We start from the raw sequence: 19,270 nt of genomic DNA, 5'->3' as shown, positions 1-19,270 counted from the left end.
GCTCGTGGACCCACAGGGCGCAGGCGAGGTCGCGCACCGAGGCGCCGGGTTGCTCGAGGAGGTCGGGGAAGGCGGGCGGGGCGAGCATGGGGACGTCGCCGTGGTCGGTGCGGTCCAGGCGGGAGGCCAGGTGGTCGTACCAGGCGGCGAGCTGGCCCGCCTGGTCGCCGAGGAGCCGGCGGAACGGGTCCGGGTCGACGTGGGGGTTCGGGAGCCCGGCCAGCGAGTGCGCGGTGAGCCGCGAGCGGACGGTCCCCATGACCAGCCGCCACAGGTCGGGCTTGGGGACGTGCTTGGTGCCCTGCTCGCTGAGGAAGCCGCGGAGTGCGTCGTCGAGGCGGGCTCCGGCCGCGGTCGCCGCGGCGGGGGAGGGTGGGTCGTGGCGGAGGCCGAGCGCCCAGTTCGTGGCCGCCGCGAGGTACGCGCCGCCGGCGCGGAAGGCGTCGGCCAGGTCGTCGGCGACCACGGCCCGGGCGCCGCGGGGCCAGAACAGCGTGCCCACCACCAGGCACACCGCGCAGCCGATCGCGACGTCCTCGATCCGCACGACGCCGATCTGCCAGCCGGCCGGTGCGAGCAGGTTGAACAGCACCGAGACCGTCACGGTGAAGGCCGCCTGGCCGGCGGTGAAGGGCAGCGCGCCCGGCGCGTAGGCGGCGACCAGCACCGCGATCGGGAGGGCGATCCACAGCGCGGGCGCGCTGGTGCCGATGACCAGCAGCAGCAACGCACCGACGACGACGCCGAGTGCGGTGCCGATCAGCGCCCGCAGGGCGGTCGACCCGGTCGCCGCCGCGTTGCCGCGCAGCACGGACAACGTGCCCAGCACCACCCAGAACCCGTGCTCGACGCCGCTCGCCCCGGCGACGACGACCGCCGCGGTCAGGGCCACCGCGCCGCGGAGGCTGTTGACGAACCACACCGACCGCAGGCTCGTGTGCGGCGAAGCGACCCGGGCCAGCGAGGCCATGGAGCGCCCGCCGGGAAAGCGGGTCCGCCGGCCGCCGGGCACCGCGGCGCGGGCTTCGGTCACCGCTTCACGGACGGCGAACGCGCCGGTGCGGGCGTGGAAGGAAAGGTGCACCGCGTCGACGTAGCCGGGATCGCCGGATCCCAGCGCGCGCAGCCGTTCCACGCTCGCCTGGACCCGGCGGTCCAGCTCGCCGGCGTCGAAGGTGCCGGACCGACCGGCCAGCAGCCGGGAAACCTCGCGCAGGCCGGCGCTGGTCTCGGTGAGCAGCTGCCGTTCGACCTCGGGTGCTCCGCTCAGGTCCGGGTACTCGCGCGTGGTGTCGGCGACGACCGAAGCGCACCATTCGAGCAGGCCCACCAGGGTGTCGAGGGCCTGGTCTTCGGCGGCCAGCCCGGTGGGGCGGTAGGGCGTCGCGGTGAACTCGTCGATCAGGTGGTGCTTGGCTTCGACCGCCGCCTCGTGCGCCGTGACCACGTCCGCGTCGCCGCGCAGGGCCGCGTCGAGGTGGTCGGCCAGCGCGGCGGCCGCCCGCGCCGCCGCGTCCCGCAGGGCCGTGGCGGGGGACCGGGGCGACAGCAGCAGGACGGCCGCGGTGCCGACCACCGAGGCCAGCCACCAGCCGGCGAGGCGGGCCGGCACCATGCTCATCGTGCCGGGGGAGGCGGCCGGGAGGACGTAGGCGAGCAGCGCGGCGATGCCCCCGGCGGCCGCGTTCGGTCCCGCGACGCCGCCGAAGAGCACCAGGAAGGTGACGACGAGCGTGACGACCGCCGCCAGTGGCAGCGACGCGCTGGCGGTGGTGCCGATGACCAGCAGCACGCTGCCCGTGACCGCGAGTCCGAAGTGGGCGCGCAGCTTGTCCCGCCGGCCGCCGCCGAACGACACCATGACCAACGTGGCGAACCCGCCGAAGGCGGCGAACGTCGCCACCTGCAGGTCGCCGATCACCGTGATGCTGAACGCGAAGAGGACGGGGACCACCAGGGTGGCGCGGACGGCGCGCAGGGCGGCGCTCGCCGACCACCGCGGGATCCAGTCCCGGGGCGCGGCCCGGCGGGTCTTCAGAGCGGGGGAGTCGATCGCCACCGGCCGAGCATAGACGCCGGCGGCGTCGCGAACGTCCCGCTGCCGATCAGACGGTGAAGCGGTCCGGATCGGCCGCGGCCCAGTCTTGCGCCCAGTCCGGCGGGGGTTCCGAGAGCAACTGCCCGGGCGCGAGCCAGCCGTAGAGTTCCGCGTAGGACAGCACCTGGTGGGGATCGACGCGGCGGCGGAGCATGTGCGGCCGCAGCTCGGCGGGGAACCGGACGCCCATCGACGCCATGATCTGCTGGGCGCCGGTCACCGTGGCGCGCTGGAACCGTGCCACCCGGAGGGACTTGTCTTCGACGTCCAGTGCGCGGGCGCGGCGGGCGTCCTGGGTGGTGACGCCGGTCGGGCAGCGGTTGGTGTGGCAGCGCTGGGCCTGGATGCAGCCGACGGCGAACATCATCGCCCGCGCCGCGTTGGTGTAGTCGGCGCCCTGCAGGAGGCGCTTGACGATGTCCGCGCCGGTGGCGACCTTGCCGCTGGCGCCGAGCTTGATCCGGTCGCGCAGGCCGGTGCCGGCCAGTGCGTTGTGGACGGTGATGAGGCCTTCGGTCAGCGGGGTGCCGATGTGGTCGGCGAACTCCAGCGGCGCGGCACCGGTCCCGCCTTCGGCGCCGTCGACGATGATGAAGTCCGGCGTGACGCCCTCGGCGAGCATGGCCTTGCAGACGGCGAGGAACTGGCGTCGCGACCCGAGGCAGAGCTTGAACCCGGTCGGCTTGCCGCCGGCCAGTTCGCGCATCGAGGCGAGGAACCGGACCAGCTCCCGCGGGGTGGAGAACACCCGGTGGTACGGCGGGGAGATGACGCTCTTGCCTTGCGGGACATCGCGGACGCGGGCGATCTCCGCGTTCACCTTGCCGCCGGGCAGCACGCCGCCGATGCCGGGTTTCGCGCCCTGGGACAGCTTCAGCGACACGCACTTCACGGCGTCGTGCGCGGCTTTGTCCGCGAATTCCGCTTGGTCGAAATCGCCGTCGGAGGTCCGGCAGCCGAAGTAGCCGGTGCCGATTTCCCAGACGAGGTCGCCGCCGTGGCGCAGGTGGTACTCCGACAGGCCGCCTTCGCCGGTGTCGTGGGCGAACCCGCCGAGCGCGGCGCCCTTGTTGAGGGCCAGGATCGCGTTCGCGGACAGGGAACCGAAACTCATCGCCGACACGTTCAGCAGCGCCATGTCGTAGGGCTTCGTGCAGTCGGGACCGCCGATCCGGACCTTCGGCGGATCGTCGGGCGGCGCCACCGGGGCCATGGAGTGCACCAGGGACTCGTACCCGTCGGCGTAGACGTCCCGTTCGGTCCCGAACGGCTCCTCGGCGTCGGTGCCCTTGGCGCGTTCGTAGACGATGCTGCGGATGTCCCGGTCGTACGGGCGGCCGTCGAAGTTGCGCTCGACGAAGTACTGCTGCAGCTCGGGCCGCAGCGCTTCGAGCAGGAACCGCAGGTGCCCGAGGATCGGGTAGTTCCGCAGGACCGAGTGCCGGCGCTGCGCGAGGTCCCAGCACCCCACGCCGGCGAGCAGGAGCAGCGGCACGGCGAGCAGCCACCACCACGGGCCGGCGAACAGGGCCAGCCCGGCGGCGCCGAGCGAAAGCAGCGACAACACCGCCACCGCGGCGAATCTGAGCACGGAACCGAAGCTAACGGCGGCCCCGGCGGAGTGCAGGGTGAGCAGGGCGATCACGCCACTGATGGGGCATTCGTCCCGTGTGCCGCCGGTAGCACCGGCGCGGTGTGTGCGGGCCGGCCGGCCGGGGTATCCGGCCGGCATGACGTCGATCGGCTACTTCCTTTCGTGCGAGCAGTACGGTCCCCGCGAGCTCGTCGCCCAGGCCCGCGCGGCCGAGCGCGCCGGGTTTCAGCGGCTGTGGATCTCCGACCACTTCCACCCCTGGAACGACGCGCAGGGCCAGAGCCCGTTCGTCTGGTCGGTGATCGGTGCCCTGTCGGAGGCCGTCTCGCTGCCGATCACGACGGCGGTCACCTGCCCGACCGTGCGGATTCACCCGGCCGTGCTCGCCCAGGCCGCGGCCACCGCCGCGGTCCAGCTGGACGGCCGGTTCGTGCTGGGCGTGGGCTCGGGGGAGGCGCTGAACGAGCACATCCTCGGCGACCCCTGGCCTTCGGCCGGGCAGCGGCTGGAGATGCTCGAGGAGGCCGTCGACGTCATCCGCAAGCTCCACGCGGCGGGGGCGCGCGGCGAAGCGGTGAGTCACCACGGGACGCACTACGAGGTGCAGGACGCGCGGATCTACACCGTGCCGGCCGAGCCGGTGCCGATCTACGTGTCCGGGTTCGGGCCGCAGGCCACGAAGCTCGCCGGGCGGATCGGCGACGGGTACTGCACCGTGGTGCCGGACGCCGACCTGGTCCGGGCCTTCCGCGAAGCCGGTGGCGGGGACAAGCCGGTGCAGGCCGGGATGAAGGTCTGCTGGGACGCCGACGCCGGCGCGGCGCTGGACCGCGCGCACCGGCTGTGGCCCAACGACGTCCTGCCCGGGCAGCTGGCCCAGATCCTGCCGCGGCCGGAAGACTTCGAAGCTGCGACGTCGTTCGTCCCGCGCGAGGCCGTCGGCGAGGCGATCGTGTGCGGCGACGACCCGAAGGCGCACGCGGAACGCGTCCGCCAGTACGTCGACGCCGGGGTGGACGAGATCTACGTGCAGCAGGTCGGCGCCGACCACGAGGGTTTCTTCCGCGGCTGGCAGGAGCACGTCCTGCCCGAGTTCCACTGACGGCCGCGGGAGGGCGGTCCCGTCTGACGGCACCGGAGCAGCCGGTCCTCGTTGCCGATCAGCCACCCAACGCGACGTGGAAGATCTTCTCGTTGCTGTTGTCGGGGATGCTGTCCTTGTCGCCGTTGTTGGTCGTCGTGAGCCAGAGGCCGCCGTCCGGAGCGGGCTCCACCGTGCGCAACCGCCCGTAGGTGCCGCTGAAGTACGCCTGGACGTCGGTCAGGTCGCTGCCGCTGATCACTTCCCGGTACATCCGGGTCCCGCGTTCGCAGGCGACGTAGAGCACGTCGCGGACGATGGCGATGCCGGAGCAGGAACCGTCCGCCGTCGGGTACGTCCGCTTGGGGGCGATGAACCCGGCCGTGCCGCACGTCCCGGAGGTGCCTTCGCACGCCGGCCAGCCGTAGTTGCCGCCCTTGGTGATCAGGTTGGTCTCGTCCATGACGGAGTTGCCGAACTCCTGCTCCCACAACCGGCCCTGGGAGTCGAACGCCAGCCCCTGCGGGTTGCGGTGGCCGTAGCTCCACACCGGGTTGCCGAACGGGTTGTCCGAGGGCACGCTGCCGTCCGGGTTCAGGCGCAGGACCTTGCCGTTGAGACTCGCTTTGTTCTGCGCGTTGTCACCGTTCTGGGCGTCACCGGTGCTGGCGTAGAGCTTGCCGTCGGGCCCGAAGCGCAAGCGGCCGCCGTTGTGGTACTTGTTGCGCAGCAACCCGCTGAGCAGAACCTGTTCCGACGCCGTGTCGAGCCGGTCGTTCGCCAGCTTGATCCGCACGATCCGGTTGTCGGACGGCGAGGTGTGCATGAGGTACAGCCAGTGGTCACCGCCGAACCCGGGAGAGATGGCCAGGCCGAGCAGGCCGCCCTCGCCGTCGGTGTTGTCGACGCCGGGAACCGTGCCGACGCTGGTCTTGGCCCCGGTGGCGGGGTTCAGGTGGACGATGTCGTGGGCGTCGCGCCGGGTGTAGAGGATCGTGCCGTCCGGCAGCGTCACCAGGCCCCACGGGATGTCCGTGTCGGTCGCGAGCTGCGTCACCGCGCAGACGGAGGCACCGCAGGCCGCGCCGGTGGTGACGGTCGTGGCCGCGCTGGGTGCCGAGACGTTCGCCTGGGCGTCCCGCGCGACGACGTAGTAGGAGTAGCTCGTGTTCGCCGCCAGCCCGCTGTCGACGAAGGTGGTCGCGGGCGGCGCGGTGGCGGTCCCGGTGACGGCGCCGACCTTGGCGCCGCCGCGGTAGACGTCGTAGGCCCGGACGCCGACGTCGTCCGTCGCGGCGGTCCAGTTCAGGGTCACCGTGGTGCCGGACGCGCTGCCGGTGAGCCTCGTGGGCGCGCTCGGCGCCTGGGTGTCCGGCTGGCACTGCGGCGGCGTGACCGGCACCGTGGCGCTGGCCTGCGAGACGTTGCCCGCGGCGTCGCGGGCGTTCACGTACAGGCCCCACGTCACGCCGCCGACCACGGGAAGGCTCGTCGACAGGGTGCTCCCGCTCACCGACTTCATCTGCTGCCCGTCGTGGTAGACGTCGTAGAACGCGACACCCACGTTGTCGGTGGAGGCGTTCCACGAGAACGTCACCGCGTCGCAGACCAGGTCGCTGACGCGCGGGTTGCCGGGCACGCTCGGCGGCTGGGTGTCGCCGAGGGAGGTCCGCCACTTCTGGTTGGCCCCGCCGGTGCAGGTGTACAACCCGACCAAGGTGCTGTTCGCGGTGCCCGCCCCGGCGACGTCCAGGCAGAGGCCCGACTGCACGCCGGTGATGGTGCCGTCGGCGTTGATCTGCCACTTCTGGTTGGCGCCGCCGTTGCAGGGGTAGATCTGCGCGTCGGCCGGGGACGTGGTGCTCGCGCCGGCCACGTCGAGGCACATCGCGCCGTCGTAGACCCGCAGCTCGCCCGCTGGCGTGAACGTCCAGGCCTGGTTGGCCTGCCCGATGCAGTCGTAGATGTTCACGCGCGTCTTGGCCGCGGTGCTGTTGCCGACGACGTCCAGGCACCGCCCGGACGCCACGCCGACCACGGTCGTGCCGGTGGCGGCGCTCGCGGGCGCGACCACCGCGGCGACGGCGATCACCGCGGTCAGGAAGCCGAAGCGCGCACGCCGGCGGACGTTCGAGGAGACCATTCTCCTACCTTTCGCAGGTCCGCCATCGGGCGTCAAGTCTTGTCCGGCTGCTTGTCCGCTCGGTGAGTGCTTCCCGTTGTACGGTGTGTCATATATCAGATCGGACTTCGGGAGGTCTGGTGGAACTGACCCGTCGTCAGGCGCTGGCGGTCAGCGCGGCCGGCGCGGCCGGCGCCGCGGCCGGATGGCCGACGTCCGGAGCCGCTTCAGCGGCCGAGGCCGGTGCGCTCGCCGGTCCCGTGACCGAGACGATGCTGCTCACCGGCAGCGACGCCGACCACACCGTCGACTGGGACTTCCAGGTCACGGCCGGCCGGCGCGCGGGGGAGTGGGCCACGATCCCGACTCCGTCCAACTGGGAGTGCCACGGCTTCGGCAGCTACCACTACGGCGGCGACCTCGTCCCGGCGGAGAAGGGCCACTACCGGCACTCGTTCACGCCGCCCGCCTCCTGGGCCGGGCGCCGGATCTTCCTGGCGTTCGAGGCGGCCATGACGGACGCCGACGTGCGGGTCAACGGCGTCTCGGCCGGGCCGGTGCACCAGGGCGGTTTCTACCGCTTCCGCTACGACGTGACACCCCTCCTGCGGCTCGGCGAGGCGAATCTGCTCGAGGCGACCGTGAGCAAGGAATCGGCCGACAACTCGGTGAACGACGCCGAGCGCCGCGGCGACTTCTGGAACTTCGGGGGGATCTTCCGGCCGGTGTCGCTGCAGGCGTACCCGGCCGCCCGGATCGACCGCGTCGCGATCGACGCCCGCGCGGACGGAACCTTCGCCGCCCACGTCACGCTCGCCGGGGTGACCGCGGCGGCCCGGCTGACCGCGCAGCTGCGCCGGCTCGACGGCACGGCCGTCGGCGGGGCCTTCTCGGTCCCCGTGGCGAGCGGGGCCACGGACGCGACGCTGACCACGACCGCGGCTCAGCCGGCACTGTGGACGGCCGAAACGCCGAACCTCCATCAGGTCGAGCTGACGCTCACGAGCGCCGCCGGCGAGCCGCTGCACAGCACCGTCGAGCGCTTCGGGTTCCGCACGATCGAAGTCCGGACCGGCGACGGCGTCTACGTCAACGGGAAGCGGATCGTCCTCAAAGGAGCGAACCGGCACACGTTCTGGCCGACCTCCGGCCGGGCGTCGAGCCCGCGCCTCGCCCGGCTGGACATCGGGCTGATGAAGGACATGAACATGAACGCCGTCCGGATGTCGCACTACCCGCCGGACGCGTACTTCCTCGACCTCTGCGACGAGCTCGGGCTCTACGTCCTGGACGAGCTGACCGGCTGGCAGCGCCACTACGACGAGGGTGTCGGGGCGCCGCTGGTCGAGGCGCTGGTGGCGCGCGACGTCAACCACCCGTCGATCCTGTTCTGGGACAACGGGAACGAAGGCGGCTGGAACACCGCGCTGGACGACGACTTCGGCCGGTACGACCCGCAGCGGCGGCCGGTGCTGCACCCGTGGACGACGTTCAGCGGGGTCGACACCAGCCACTACCAGACCTACAGCAGCACCGCGAGCAAGGTCGCCGGCACCACGGTCTTCATGCCGACCGAGTTCCTGCACGGCCTCTACGACGGCGGCGCCGGGGCCGGCTTGAACGACTACTGGAAGCTCATGGGCGGGGCCCAGCGCTCGGCGGGCGGGTTCATCTGGGCGCTCGTCGACGAAAGCGTCGTGCGGGACGACCGCGGCGGGGCCCTCGACACCAACGGCAGCCGCGCTCCCGACGGCATTCTCGGCCCGTACCGGGAAAAGGAAGGCAGCTTCTTCACGATCAAGGACATCTGGTCGCCGGTCCAGCTGGCCAGCCCGGCCTACTACGACTCGGTTTTCCCGGCGTCGTTCGACAAGACGGTGAAGCTGGTCAACCGGTACGACTTCACGAACCTCCGGGCGTGCCGGTTCGGCTGGCAGCTGCTCGCGTTCCCCGCACCCGGCGCGGGAACCGGCCACCAGGTCCTCGCCCAAGGCCAGGCCGCCGCGCCGGACGTCGCGCCGGGAGCCACCGGCGCGGTGACGCTCGGCCTGCCCGCCGGCTGGACCGGCGCCGACGCGCTGCGGGTGAGCGTGACCGACCCGACCGGCCGGGACGTCGGCGGCTGGACGTGGCGCATCCGCAAGGCGCCGGACTTCGCGGCGAGCCTGGTCAAGCCGGCGGCCACGGGCAGCGTCACCGCGACCGAGACCGCCACCGGCGTCACGCTCGTCGCCGGAGCCACCCGGGTCACCATCGGCAAGTCCGACGGGCGGCTGACCGGCGTGCGCCGCGGCAGCACGCCGGTGTCGCTGACCAACGGCCCGGCCCCGGCCGGTGGGACGGCCGCTCTGACCGGCTTCAGCCAGTTCCGCGACGGCACCGGCTGGGTCGTGCAGGCGGACTACAGCGGCGACCTGACGTCGGTGCGCTGGCGCCTGGACGCCAACGGCTGGCTGCGCCTGGAGTACCGCTACCGCGCCACCGGCGACCACGACCACCTCGGCGTGAACTTCGACTACCCGGAGGCGAACGTCCGGGGCCTGACGTGGCTCGGGGACGGGCCGTACCGCGTCTACAAGAACCGGCTGCGCGGTGTGCAGCCCGACGTCTGGAGCAAGCCCTCCAACGACACCGCGACCGGGGCGAGCGGGTTCGCGTACCCGGAGTTCAAGGGCTACCACGCGCGGACCTGCTGGGCGGTGCTGGAAACCACCGAAGGCACGGTCACCGTCGTCGCCGCGGAAGAGGGCCTCTACCTGCGGTTGTTCACTCCGGCGGTGGGCCCGGACCCGCAGAACGCCGTGGTCGCCTACCCGGCCGGCAACGTCTCGCTGCTCGACGGCATCGCGCCGATCGGGAACAAGTTCCACGGCGTCGCGGCGCTGGGCCCGGAGAGCCGGCCGAACACCGGCGCCGGCGACTACCACCGCACCGTGTACTTCCGGTTCGACGGGTGAACGAGACCCGGCGCCTCGGCCGAAAGTACGAGACGGGCGCGACTCAGCGGGTGCCGGGCCGCGCCGGGTCCTAATTTCCCGGTATGACTACTGAAACGGTACGCGCGAACCCGCCCAGCACGATCATCGCCGCCTTCTTCGGCTTCCTGGTGTCCACGGTCTCCGCGATCGCCGGTGCGCTGTTCGTCCTGAGCGCGCGCGACGAAATCGCGGCCGCCTTGCGCCGCAACAACCCGTCGTTGTCGCAGGACCAGCTCGACCGGCTCACCCTGGTGGCGCAGGCCGTTCCGGTCGCGATCGCCGGGGTCATCGCGCTCGTCTACCTGTGGCTGTCGTTCAAGCTCAAGGCCGGGCGCAACTGGGCCCGCGTCACGCTGACCGTGTTCACGCTGCTCCAGGCCGCTTCGCTGGTGACCACGGAAGCGTCGTGGGCGGGTTACGTCAGCTGCGGGATCGCGGTCGTCGCGACCGTGCTCAGCTACCTGGCCCCGTCGAACCGCTACATCGCCGGGGTTCGGCGCGCGGCCTGATCCGGGTCGGTGGATCATGACGGCCATGCGCAGAACGGGGGCCCGGGCCCGGCGCGGCATGCTCGGCACCGAGCTCGTGGTGCTGGCCGCGGCGGTCGTCGCCGACGTGCTGCTGGCCTTGCGCGTGCCCGGCCACGGTGGCCACGGCTGGGCCGCCCCGCTGGCCGGGCTCCTGGCCTCCACGGGCACGGCCGTCCCGGTACTGGTCGTGCTGCGGCGGCGCTTTCCCCGCCACATCGGCATCCTGGGGAGCGCCGTCGCGGCGCTGTCGGCGATCGGCACGGTCGTGCCGATCATCACCGACGCGCGGAGCGAGCCCCCAATCGCCGAAATCGTGGCGGCCGGGGTGCTCACCGCTTCGGCCGGCCGCAAGCTCGAGCCGAGACGCGCGGCCGCGCTGGCCCCGGTGCTGGGCGTCGTGATGATCGCGGCGCCGTTGCTGCGCTACGGCGCGGACGTGCCGGAGGCGCTGCTGGCCGTGGCGGCCGCGGCGTACTGGGGCGCCTGCCTGGGGGTCGGGCTCATCCTGCGCGCGGCGGACGGCCGGGAGCGGGACGCGCTGGAGCGGGTGCGCGGCCAGGAACGGCTGCAGCTGGCCCGGGAGCTCCACGACCTGGTGTCCCACCACGTCAGCGGCATCGTCGTGCGCGTCCAGGCCGCGCGTGCGATCACCGAAGCGAAACCCGGCGAGGACGACCACGCCGCGGTCTACCGCGAGATCGAGGAGGCCGGGAGTGCGGCGCTGGGCGCCGCGCGCCGGCTCGTCGGCATGTTGCGGAACACCGAAGGCGTGCCACCACCCGCCGGCGCCGTCCTCGGCGACGCCGTCCGCGCCGCCACCGGCTCCGCCGCCCGGGTGGACGTCGCCGAGGAGCTGGACCAGCTGCCGGTGCCGGCCCAGCTGGGCACGACCATCCACCGGGTCGTGACCGAGGCGCTGACCAACGTCCGGCGGCACGCGCCGGCGGCGACCGAAGTGGCCGTCTCCGCCCGCGTCGAGGCCGACGAGCTGGTGCTGGAGGTCCGGAACAACGGCGTGCCCGCGACGCCGCTGCCCTCGCCCGGCGGGTTCGGCATCATCGGCATGACCGAGCGGCTGGCCGTGCTGGGCGGGGTCCTCACCGCAGGGCGTGAAGCGGGCTCGAGCTGGCGGGTCGCGGCCCGCTTGCCGCTCGGCGGCGAAGACACCCCCTTCGACACCTTGCCGCGGGGGATCTGATGACCATCCGGGTGCTGGTGGCCGACGACCAGGTGCTGGTGCGCACCGGGTTCCGGCTGGTGCTCGACGCCGTGCCGGACATCGAAGTGATCGCCGAGGCCGCGGACGGGGAGACCGCGGTCCGGCTGGCGCGCCGGTTGCGGCCCGACGTGACGCTGATGGACATCCGGATGCCCGGAGTGGACGGTCTGCGGGCGACCGAACTGCTGGCCGGACCGGCCGTCGGCGACCCGCTGCGGGTCGTGGTGGTGACGACCTACGACGCCGACGAGAACGTCTACGCCGCCTTGCTCGGCGGCGCGTGCGGGTTCCTGCTCAAGGACGCCGGGCCGCGGCTGCTGGTGGACGCGGTGCGCGCGGCGGCCAACGGCGAAGCGATGGTCTCGCCGTCGGTCACGGTGCGCCTGCTGGCCCGGTTCACCGAGCGGGCCCGGCGGCGTGCGCAGGGGGCGCCGGATGTTCTGACCGACCGGGAATCCGACGTCGTGCTCGCGGTCGCGCAAGGGCGGACCAACGCGGAGATCGCCGACTACCTGCGCGTCTCCCTTTCGACGGTCAAGACGCACCTGACGAGCGTGCAGCGCAAACTCGGGCTCCGCAACCGCACGGAGATCGCGATTTGGGCGTGGCAGCGCGGTTTGCTCGGCTGATGATGACGCTTGACCGGTGTGCAAGACTCGCCGAGTGTGCTGTCAGCGCGATGACCACTTCGGCCGGATCGGCGCCGGAACCGCCGGCCACCGACCGGGCGGGTGAGCCGGCGGAGCGGCTGGGGATGGCCGGGCGCCGGGCGGTCCAGGCGGCGCTGGACTGGGCTCTCGCCGTCGGTGTCGGGGTGTTCGCCGGGCTCGTCGCCGGCCTGATCGCCATTCCGCTGGCGCAGTGGGGTTGGGTGCCGCCGAAGGTCATCCTGTGGGCACCGGCGATCACGTTCCTCGCGGTCACCCAGGCCTGCGACATCGTCATCCAGATCTGGGTTCCGGTGCGCCGGGGCGGGATCACCCCGGGGATGCTGGTGATGGGCCTGCGCGTGCAAACCCTGCGCGGCGGGCAGCCCAAGGCGCGCGCGTACCTGATCCGGTGGGTGCTGCTCACGGTCGACGGGCTGCTGCTGGGACTGGTGGCCGTCGTCAGCATCGTGGCGACCAAGCGGCAGCAGCGGATCGGTGACCTGGTGGCGCGGACCCTCGTGGTCCGGGCCGACGTCAGCCGCCGCGAGCCGGGGACAGCTCCATGATCGTCCAATCAGCCGCGCGGCGCAGCGATCGCACCGACAGACCCACGTCGGCGGCCAGTGCGCGCACCTGTTCCATCGTCCGTTCCTTTCCTCCGTAGTACATCAGCATGCGGAGGTCGGTTTCGGAGTCGGTGCGAACGCCTTCCTCGGCCGCGAACTCGTCGACCACGATGACCCGGCCCTGTGCTCCGGCGGCGTCGGCGCAGTGGCCCAGGATGGTCCGGACGTCGGCGTCGTTCCAGTCGCTTTGGATGCGCGACACCACGTATCCGCCGGCTCCCGATGGCAGTGGCTCCAGGAAGCTGCCGCTGAGCGCCGCCGCTCTCCCGGTCAACCCGGCCTCGCGGAAAGTCCGGGTGGCCGGGCCGGCGTCGCGGTCGATCACGGTGCCCCGAAGACCCGGATGTGCTCGCAGCAAGCCCGCGAGAAGAGTTCCGTTTCCGCCGCCGACGTCGACGACGCTGCCGAGTGCTCCCCAATCGTAGGACTCGGCGATCTCCTGGACCCGCTTCCGCATTCCGTCGGCCATCACCTGGTCGAAGTGGGCGGCCGAGGAGGGTTCGTCGCCGAGATCGTCCCAGAAACCGGTGCCGTACTGAGCCGAGTAAGCGACGATGTCGCCGCTCCGGACGACGTCCGGAAGCCGGATGAAGGACAGTTCGGCCCGGCCGGCCACGGTGTCGAGGTCCAGGAAATCCGGATTGACGGCCCCGTCGTCCTCCAGGAGCTGATCGCCCACGCGGGTCAGCCCGAACCGGCCGTCATCGTCCCTGGTCAGCACTCCGACGCCGACCAGGTGGAAGAGGATGCGTTCCAGCACATCGGGATCGCTGTCCGTGGCCGCCGCCAGCGCCTCCGCGGTCTGCCCGCCTCCCGAAATCTTCTGGGGGATGCGCAGGGTGACGGCCACCCTGATCGTCATCGGGGTGATCAGATCGGACAGTTCGCGCAGGGTTCGCCCCGAGCTCCGCTCGCTGGTGCTCTGTCCGGTCGCCGGAGTCTCGGAAATCGCCATGCCTGTTCTCCCTGGCCGTCTTCGACATCGCGTGAGTGCGGTGGACACGGGCGCTCGGGCGGGCTCGATGCACGTTTTCGCCGTGTCATCGAGCCCCCGAGCCGTCAGGTGCTACCACTTCCACCGTCCGGGCGGCTTGGAGCCGAGGATGCGCCGCAGCTTCGCGATCATGGTCGTTCACCTCCTTCCGGGGGTCGAGGGCTTCCGTCTCAGGTGGGGGTGCGGACGACGGTGAAGGGCCGGGGAACGGCACCCTCGGCCATGGCCGGCCGGGCGTCGGCTCCGGTGACGGTCAGCCGGGCGTCCTTCGTGAGCGCCGTCAGCGTTTCGGTCATCAAGGTCAACGCCACCGACGCGCCGACGCAGGTGTACGGCCCCGCGCCGAACGGTACGTAGGGGCCGCGCTCGCCGGACTCCGCCCACCGCTCGGGCCGGAAGACCTCGGAGTCCGCCCAGTGGCGCTGGTCGTGGTGCACGAGGAACGGGCTGACCGAGAGGATGTCGCCGGGCCGGAAGGGGAGGCCGCCGAATTCGGTCGGCCGGTCGACGGTCCGGCCGACCATCCAGACCATCGGCCGGTGCCGCATCGCCTCGCGCACGATCCACTCGGCGGGCCACGGCCACGGGGAAGCCGACGGGTGGTGCAGGCCGGCCAGCAACACCGACCAGGCCAGCGTGGACCCGACGGGCGCGACGATCGACCGGAACAGCACCAGGAAAACCTCGGCGATTGTCCGGTCCGCCAGGTCGTCCGGGCACGCACCGAGCACGGCGTCCAGGACATCACGCGACCGGCCGTCCCGGCGACAGCCCACTTCCCGGGCGACGGCCGCGATCAGCTTCCCGCGCAGGAGTTCCGCTCGCGCCCGCTGCCACACGTGCGGGGAGCGGAACATGACGCCGCCGTGCAGGGCTTGCTCCAGCAATTGCCGCGTCCCGGCCGGAGTTCCCGGGTGGAGCAGCACGTCCGCCAGGCCGCGGTACACGAGTTCGGACCCGGTGGCCGGCCAGCGGCTGGCCGAGGGCAGGTCCGCCAGCGCCCCGGCGAGTGCGTCCCGGTACTCGGGCACCCTGGCCCGCAAGGTGTTCCGCGCGGCCTGACCGATCGCCACCTGCGCATCCCGCGTCGGCAGCAGTTCGCCGAAGAACCCGGATGTGCCGCTGTTGAATTCCGGGCTGCGCAGCAGTTCGTTCGCCAGTTCCGGATCACTCACGCACCAGCCGCCCCAGGGAAGCCGGATCACCCCGGTCGCGGCGCGGCGGCGAAGGTCTTTGAGGTACTCGAAGGGATCCCGCCTGAGCGGCCGCCGGTACCCCGCTCTCATCGAGCGGGCAAGCCGCTTCGCGGGCATCCCCCACGGATGACCTGGCTGGGCGTATCGGAAGCCGGCTGGGTCAGCGTCATGACCGGGCTCTCCCCTCCCCATCGAGCCGCACCGATGCGTGCATCATTTCATCGGCGTAGCTGTCTCAGCTTGCTCTCCGGGCCGGATCTCGTCAAGAACGGCCAGCCTGACTGTCTATTGTGGACGAACTGGCACCTCCGCGGTCCCATGCCGGGTGGTTTCGGACGCTGGCGGACCGACGCGAGTTCAGCTCGAACGCCGCAGCAAGCAGGCCGGGACGCAGCCGGTGCGCCCCTCGATCGCGCACCGGCTCCGCGCCCTCAGCCGCAGCAGCCCTCCGGCTTGGCCGTCGCGCCGGTCTCGGCGTCCGGTGTGCAGCACGTCGCCGGGGTGACCAGCGCCGCGCTGTCGGTGCCGTACGTCGTCGAGTCGGCCTTCACCGTGTAGACCTCCCACGGCTCCTTGCCCGGCCCGTGCACCCAGACCTTGTCCTGCACCGCGTAGCAGCAGGTCGTGTCGTCCTCGGTCAGCGTCTCGAGGCCCTCGCCGGTCAGCCGCTTCGTCGCCGCGTCGACCTGGCCGGTCGACTCGACCTCGACGCCGAGGTGGTCCAGCGCCGTCGCCTGGCCGGGCTCGCCTTCGAGCAGGACCAGCTTCAGCGCCGGCTCCTCGATCGCGAAGTTCGCGTAGCCCGGCCGCAGCTTGGCCGGCTCGGTGCCGAACAGCTTCGAGTAGAAGTCGATCGAGCCCGCCAGATCGCCGACCCGCAGTGCCAGTTGCACCCTGGACATCGTCGCCACCTCCTTGGATAGATACTTGTCTAAGCAGATTGCCCGCTATATCTAAACCTGTCAATATAGAGGCATGTCGAAGCAACTGCCGCTGGTCGCGCCGGACGCCTGCTGCGAGCCCTTGGCGCGGGAACCGCTGACGCAGGACCAGGCGGTCGAGCTGTCGCACCTGTTCAAGGCGATGGCCGACCCGGTGCGCTTGCGGCTGCTGTCGTTGATCGCCTCCCACGCGGGCGGGGAAGCGTGCGTGTGCGACCTGACCGGCGCCTTCGACCTCACCGGCCCGACCATCTCCCACCACCTCAAGGTGCTGCGCGAGTCCGGGCTGATCACCGGCGACCGGCGCGGCACCTGGATCTACTACCGCGTGCACCCCGAAGTGCTCGCGCGGCTGTCGGCGGTGCTCACCACCACGGGCGAACCGGTCACCGCGTGACCGCGGTCGACACGCGGCCGCCGGCGCCGCGGCTGTCCACCACGGACCGGCTCCTGCCGGTGTGGATCGCGGCCGCGATGGTCGCCGGGCTGCTCGCCGGCCGCTGGATCCCCGGCCTGAACACCGCCCTCTCCGCGGTGCAGGTCGACGGCATCTCGCTGCCGATCGCGCTCGGGCTGCTGGTCATGATGTACCCGGTGCTGGCGAAAGTCCGCTACGACCGGCTCGGCACGGTCACCCGCGACCGGCGGCTGCTGTGGCCGTCGCTGGTGCTGAACTGGCTGATCGGCCCGGCGCTGATGTTCGCTCTCGCCTGGCTGCTGCTGCCCGACCTGCCCGAGTACCGGACCGGGCTGATCATCGTCGGCCTGGCCCGGTGCATCGCCATGGTCGTCATCTGGAACGACCTCGCCTGCGGCGACCGCGAGGCCGCCGCCGTGCTCGTCGCGCTGAACTCGGTGTTCCAGGTCCTCGCGTTCGGCCTGCTGGGCTGGTTCTACCTCGACGTCTTGCCCGGCCGGCTCGGCCTCCCGCAGGCCGATCTCGCGGTGTCCGGGTGGCAGATCGCCAAGAGCGTGCTGATCTTCCTCGGCATCCCGCTCGCGGCCGGCTACCTCAGCCGCCGGCTGGGCGAGCGCGCCAAGGGCCGCGCCTGGTACGAGCGGGAGTTCCTGCCGAAGGCCGGGCCTGTCGCGCTCTACGGGCTGCTGTTCACCATCGTCGTCCTCTTCGCCTTGCAGGGCGGCCAGATCACCAGCCGGCCGTTGGACGTCGCCCGCATCGCGGTGCCGCTATTGGTCTACTTCGGACTGATGTGGGCGGGTTCCGTTGCGCTGGGCAAGGCCCTGGGCCTGAACTACGAGCGGACCACGACGCTCGCGTTCACCGCGGCGGGCAACAACTTCGAGCTCGCCATCGCCGTGGCCATCGCCACGTTCGGCGCGACCAGCGGGCAGGCGCTCGCCGGGGTCGTCGGGCCGCTGATCGAAGTCCCCGTGCTCGTCGGACTCGTGTACGTTTCTCTCGCTCTCCGTCGCCGCCTTTTCCGCACAGCCAAGGGAGAACGCCCGTGACCGGCAAGCCCGAAGTCCTGTTCGTCTGCGTCCACAACGCCGGCCGGTCCCAGATGGCCGCCGCATTGCTGGCGCACCACGCCGACGGCGCGGTCGATGTCCGGTCGGCCGGCTCCGTCCCCGCCGACAGCATCAACCCCGCCGTGCGCGAGGCGATGGCCGAGCTCGGGCTCGACCTGTCCCGCGAGGTCCCGAAGAAGCTGACGACCGACGCGGTCGAGGCCGCCGACGTCGTGATCACCATGGGCTGCGGCGACGCCTGCCCGGTCTTCCCCGGCAAGCGGTACCTGGACTGGCAGCTCGAAGACCCCGCGGGCAAGGGCGTCGAGGACGTCCGGCCGATCCGCGACGAGATCGATCGCCGGGTGCGGGAACTGCTCGCCGAGCTCTCGGCCGCGGAGACCGGCCGTCCTTGACCGAGCGCAAGCTCGGGGTCGTGCTCGCGACCTTGTGCGTGACCGAGATCGTCAGCTGGGGCGTGCTGTTCTACGCGTTCCCGGTGCTGGTCCCGGCCATCGCCCGGGACACCGGCTGGTCGCCGGCCGCGCTCACCGCGGCGCTTTCGGCGGCCCTGCTCGGGTCCGCCTCGGCGGGGATCGTGGTCGGGCGGGTGCTGGATCGCCGGGGGCCGCGGCCGGTGATGGTCGCGGGGTCCGTCGTCGCGGTGGTGGCGGTGGTGCTGATTGCGACCGCGCGCACGCTGCCGTGGTTCTTCCTCGCCTGGATCTGCGCGGGGCTCGCGATGGCGGCGACGTTCTACCAGCCGGCGTTCGCCGCGCTGACCCGCTGGTACGGCCCTCGCCGGGTTCGCGCGCTGACGACGCTGACGCTGGTCGCCGGGTTCTCCAGCACGGTATTCGCTCCACTGACCGCGCTGCTGGCCGCGCACTGGAGCTGGCGAACCACGTACCTCGTCCTCGCGGCCGTGCTCGCGGTGATCACCGTGCCCGGGCACTGGTACGGACTCCGCCGTTCCTGGCCGCCGGCCGCCGCCGACGCCGAACTGCCCGGCTCACCGAGTGCGGCCCGGAGTCCGGCGTTCGCCGCGCTGGTCGCCGCGTTCAGCCTCGCCGCGCTCGGCACGTACGCGGTCGTCGTCAACCTCGTCACCCTGCTGGCGGAGCGCGGGCTGTCGACGGGGACGGCGGCGATCGCGCTCGGGCTGGGCGGAGCCGGGCAGGTCGCCGGGCGGCTCGGGTTCGCGACGCTGGTGAACCGCACCGGCATCCGGACCCGCACCGCCATCGTCATCGTCGTGCTCGCCGCGACCACCACGCTGCTGGGCAGCTTGACGTCGGCGGTCGCGCTGGTGATCGCCTCGGTCCTGGCGGGCATGGCCCGCGGGGTGTTCACCCTGCTGCAGGCGACCGCCGTCGCGGACCGGTGGGGCACCGCGGGCTACGGACGGCTCAGCGGTCTGCTGTCGGCGCCCCTGACCGTGATGTCCGCGGTCGCCCCCTACACCGGCGCGGTCCTGGCCGCGGTCACCGGCAGCTACTCGACCGCGTTCGTCGTGCTGGGCGTGCTGACCCTCGCCGCGGTGCCGGTGTCGCTCGCCGCCCGGCCGGCCCCGGCGGTGGCGCCGGCCAGTTCGGACAGCAAGTCCTGAACGCGCCGCTCGATCTCGTCGCGGATCGGCCGGATCTCCTCGTCGCTACGGCCCGCGGGGTCTTCTGGTGTCGCGCGTCCGAAGTTCAGTGACAGCGGCCCGGTCCCCGAGCGCCCCAATGTGGCCTTGGTTGCGTTGAACGCACCCAAGGCGGCCTTCGGT

16 protein-coding genes and 1 pseudogene are annotated in these 19,270 nt (G+C 72.2%); 10 read left to right on the top strand and 7 right to left on the bottom strand.

Annotated elements, in window-relative coordinates; genetic code table 11:
• Both AB0M30_RS12635 and AB0M30_RS12630 read right to left on the bottom strand, forming a co-directional pair.
• Positions 1 to 2,059: FUSC family protein (locus AB0M30_RS12635; RefSeq protein ID WP_364583333.1), on the bottom strand; the 2,059-nt coding region annotated here is incomplete at its 3' end.
• A 46-nt stretch (positions 2,060 to 2,105) separates the two neighbouring features.
• Positions 2,106 to 3,743 carry an FMN-binding glutamate synthase family protein gene (locus AB0M30_RS12630; RefSeq protein WP_364583330.1) on the bottom strand — a complete coding sequence of 546 codons (1,638 nt, stop codon included), beginning with the start codon at positions 3,741 to 3,743 and terminating at the stop codon, positions 2,106 to 2,108.
• Positions 3,744 to 3,828: 85 nt separating this feature from the next.
• Between AB0M30_RS12630 and AB0M30_RS12625 the strand changes: the two genes are divergently transcribed.
• Positions 3,829 to 4,794 carry a TIGR03557 family F420-dependent LLM class oxidoreductase gene (locus AB0M30_RS12625; RefSeq protein ID WP_364583327.1) on the top strand — a complete coding sequence of 322 codons (966 nt, stop codon included), beginning with the start codon at positions 3,829 to 3,831 and terminating at the stop codon, positions 4,792 to 4,794.
• A 58-nt stretch (positions 4,795 to 4,852) separates the two neighbouring features.
• Here AB0M30_RS12625 and AB0M30_RS12620 read toward each other — a convergent pair whose 3' ends face one another.
• Positions 4,853 to 6,916 (bottom strand): PQQ-dependent sugar dehydrogenase, encoded by a 2,064-nt coding sequence (locus AB0M30_RS12620; protein ID WP_364583326.1) that lies wholly within the window; start codon positions 6,914 to 6,916, stop codon positions 4,853 to 4,855.
• A gap of 119 nt (positions 6,917 to 7,035) precedes the next feature.
• On the opposite strand from AB0M30_RS12620, the gene AB0M30_RS12615 reads away from it, so the two are divergent.
• The 5 genes from AB0M30_RS12615 to AB0M30_RS12595 all read left to right on the top strand — a co-directional run bounded on the left by AB0M30_RS12615 (position 7,036) and on the right by AB0M30_RS12595 (position 12,838).
• Positions 7,036 to 9,852, top strand: coding sequence for a glycoside hydrolase family 2 TIM barrel-domain containing protein (locus AB0M30_RS12615; RefSeq protein ID WP_364583323.1), 2,817 nt, complete (start codon positions 7,036 to 7,038; stop codon positions 9,850 to 9,852).
• An 83-nt stretch (positions 9,853 to 9,935) separates the two neighbouring features.
• Positions 9,936 to 10,382 carry a hypothetical protein gene (locus AB0M30_RS12610; RefSeq protein WP_364583321.1) on the top strand — a complete coding sequence of 149 codons (447 nt, stop codon included), beginning with the start codon at positions 9,936 to 9,938 and terminating at the stop codon, positions 10,380 to 10,382.
• A gap of 25 nt (positions 10,383 to 10,407) precedes the next feature.
• Complete coding sequence (locus AB0M30_RS12605) at positions 10,408 to 11,601, top strand: histidine kinase (RefSeq protein ID WP_364583318.1); 1,194 nt, start codon at positions 10,408 to 10,410, stop codon at positions 11,599 to 11,601.
• Positions 11,601 to 12,251, top strand: coding sequence for a response regulator transcription factor (locus AB0M30_RS12600; protein WP_364583315.1), 651 nt, complete (start codon positions 11,601 to 11,603; stop codon positions 12,249 to 12,251). The genes AB0M30_RS12605 and AB0M30_RS12600 overlap by 1 nt, the downstream gene beginning before the upstream one ends.
• Before the next feature lie 50 nt (positions 12,252 to 12,301).
• Entirely contained in the window at positions 12,302 to 12,838 is a 537-nt protein-coding gene (locus AB0M30_RS12595) for an RDD family protein (protein ID WP_364583312.1), read from the top strand.
• Here AB0M30_RS12595 and AB0M30_RS12590 read toward each other — a convergent pair.
• The 3 genes from AB0M30_RS12590 to AB0M30_RS12580 all read right to left on the bottom strand — a co-directional run bounded on the left by AB0M30_RS12590 (position 12,807) and on the right by AB0M30_RS12580 (position 15,990).
• Positions 12,807 to 13,853: a methyltransferase gene (locus AB0M30_RS12590; RefSeq protein WP_364583309.1), complete on the bottom strand. Its 1,047-nt coding sequence runs from the start codon at positions 13,851 to 13,853 to the stop codon at positions 12,807 to 12,809. The two genes, AB0M30_RS12595 and AB0M30_RS12590, sit on opposite strands and share 32 nt — an antisense overlap.
• Before the next feature lie 209 nt (positions 13,854 to 14,062).
• Positions 14,063 to 15,067, bottom strand: coding sequence for a cytochrome P450 (locus AB0M30_RS12585; protein WP_364583306.1), 1,005 nt, complete (start codon positions 15,065 to 15,067; stop codon positions 14,063 to 14,065).
• A 452-nt stretch (positions 15,068 to 15,519) separates the two neighbouring features.
• Positions 15,520 to 15,990 (bottom strand): ArsI/CadI family heavy metal resistance metalloenzyme, encoded by a 471-nt coding sequence (locus tag AB0M30_RS12580; RefSeq protein WP_364583303.1) that lies wholly within the window; start codon positions 15,988 to 15,990, stop codon positions 15,520 to 15,522.
• Between the two features lie 73 nt (positions 15,991 to 16,063).
• On the opposite strand from AB0M30_RS12580, the gene AB0M30_RS12575 reads away from it, so the two are divergent.
• Genes AB0M30_RS12575 through AB0M30_RS12560 form a run of 4 tightly spaced genes read left to right on the top strand, consistent with a single transcriptional unit; the run spans position 16,064 to position 19,108 of the window.
• Positions 16,064 to 16,426, top strand: coding sequence for a metalloregulator ArsR/SmtB family transcription factor (locus tag AB0M30_RS12575; RefSeq protein WP_364583301.1), 363 nt, complete (start codon positions 16,064 to 16,066; stop codon positions 16,424 to 16,426).
• On the top strand, positions 16,423 to 17,499 hold the full coding sequence (gene arsB / locus AB0M30_RS12570; protein WP_364583299.1) for an ACR3 family arsenite efflux transporter: 1,077 nt from the start codon (positions 16,423 to 16,425) through the stop codon (positions 17,497 to 17,499). The genes AB0M30_RS12575 and arsB overlap by 4 nt, the downstream gene beginning before the upstream one ends.
• A complete protein-coding gene (locus AB0M30_RS12565; RefSeq protein WP_364583297.1) occupies positions 17,496 to 17,915 on the top strand; it encodes an arsenate reductase ArsC in 420 nt (139 codons plus the stop codon). The genes arsB and AB0M30_RS12565 overlap by 4 nt, the downstream gene beginning before the upstream one ends.
• Entirely contained in the window at positions 17,912 to 19,108 is a 1,197-nt protein-coding gene (locus tag AB0M30_RS12560) for an MFS transporter (protein ID WP_364583294.1), read from the top strand. The genes AB0M30_RS12565 and AB0M30_RS12560 overlap by 4 nt, the downstream gene beginning before the upstream one ends.
• Here the strand turns inward: AB0M30_RS12560 and AB0M30_RS12555 are convergent.
• A pseudogene (locus tag AB0M30_RS12555) lies at positions 19,087 to 19,173 on the bottom strand (arsenate reductase ArsC); the annotation flags it as partial. The gene AB0M30_RS12560 and the pseudogene AB0M30_RS12555 overlap by 22 nt on opposite strands.
• Positions 19,174 to 19,270: the final 97 nt, after the last annotated feature.

Source organism: Amycolatopsis sp. NPDC051716 (assembly GCF_040681595.1).
In the GTDB taxonomy this organism is placed as follows: Bacteria; Actinomycetota; Actinomycetes; order Mycobacteriales; family Pseudonocardiaceae; genus Amycolatopsis.
Note: the sequence above shows the minus strand (reverse complement) of the source record. Positions and strands in the feature narration are given on the sequence as shown.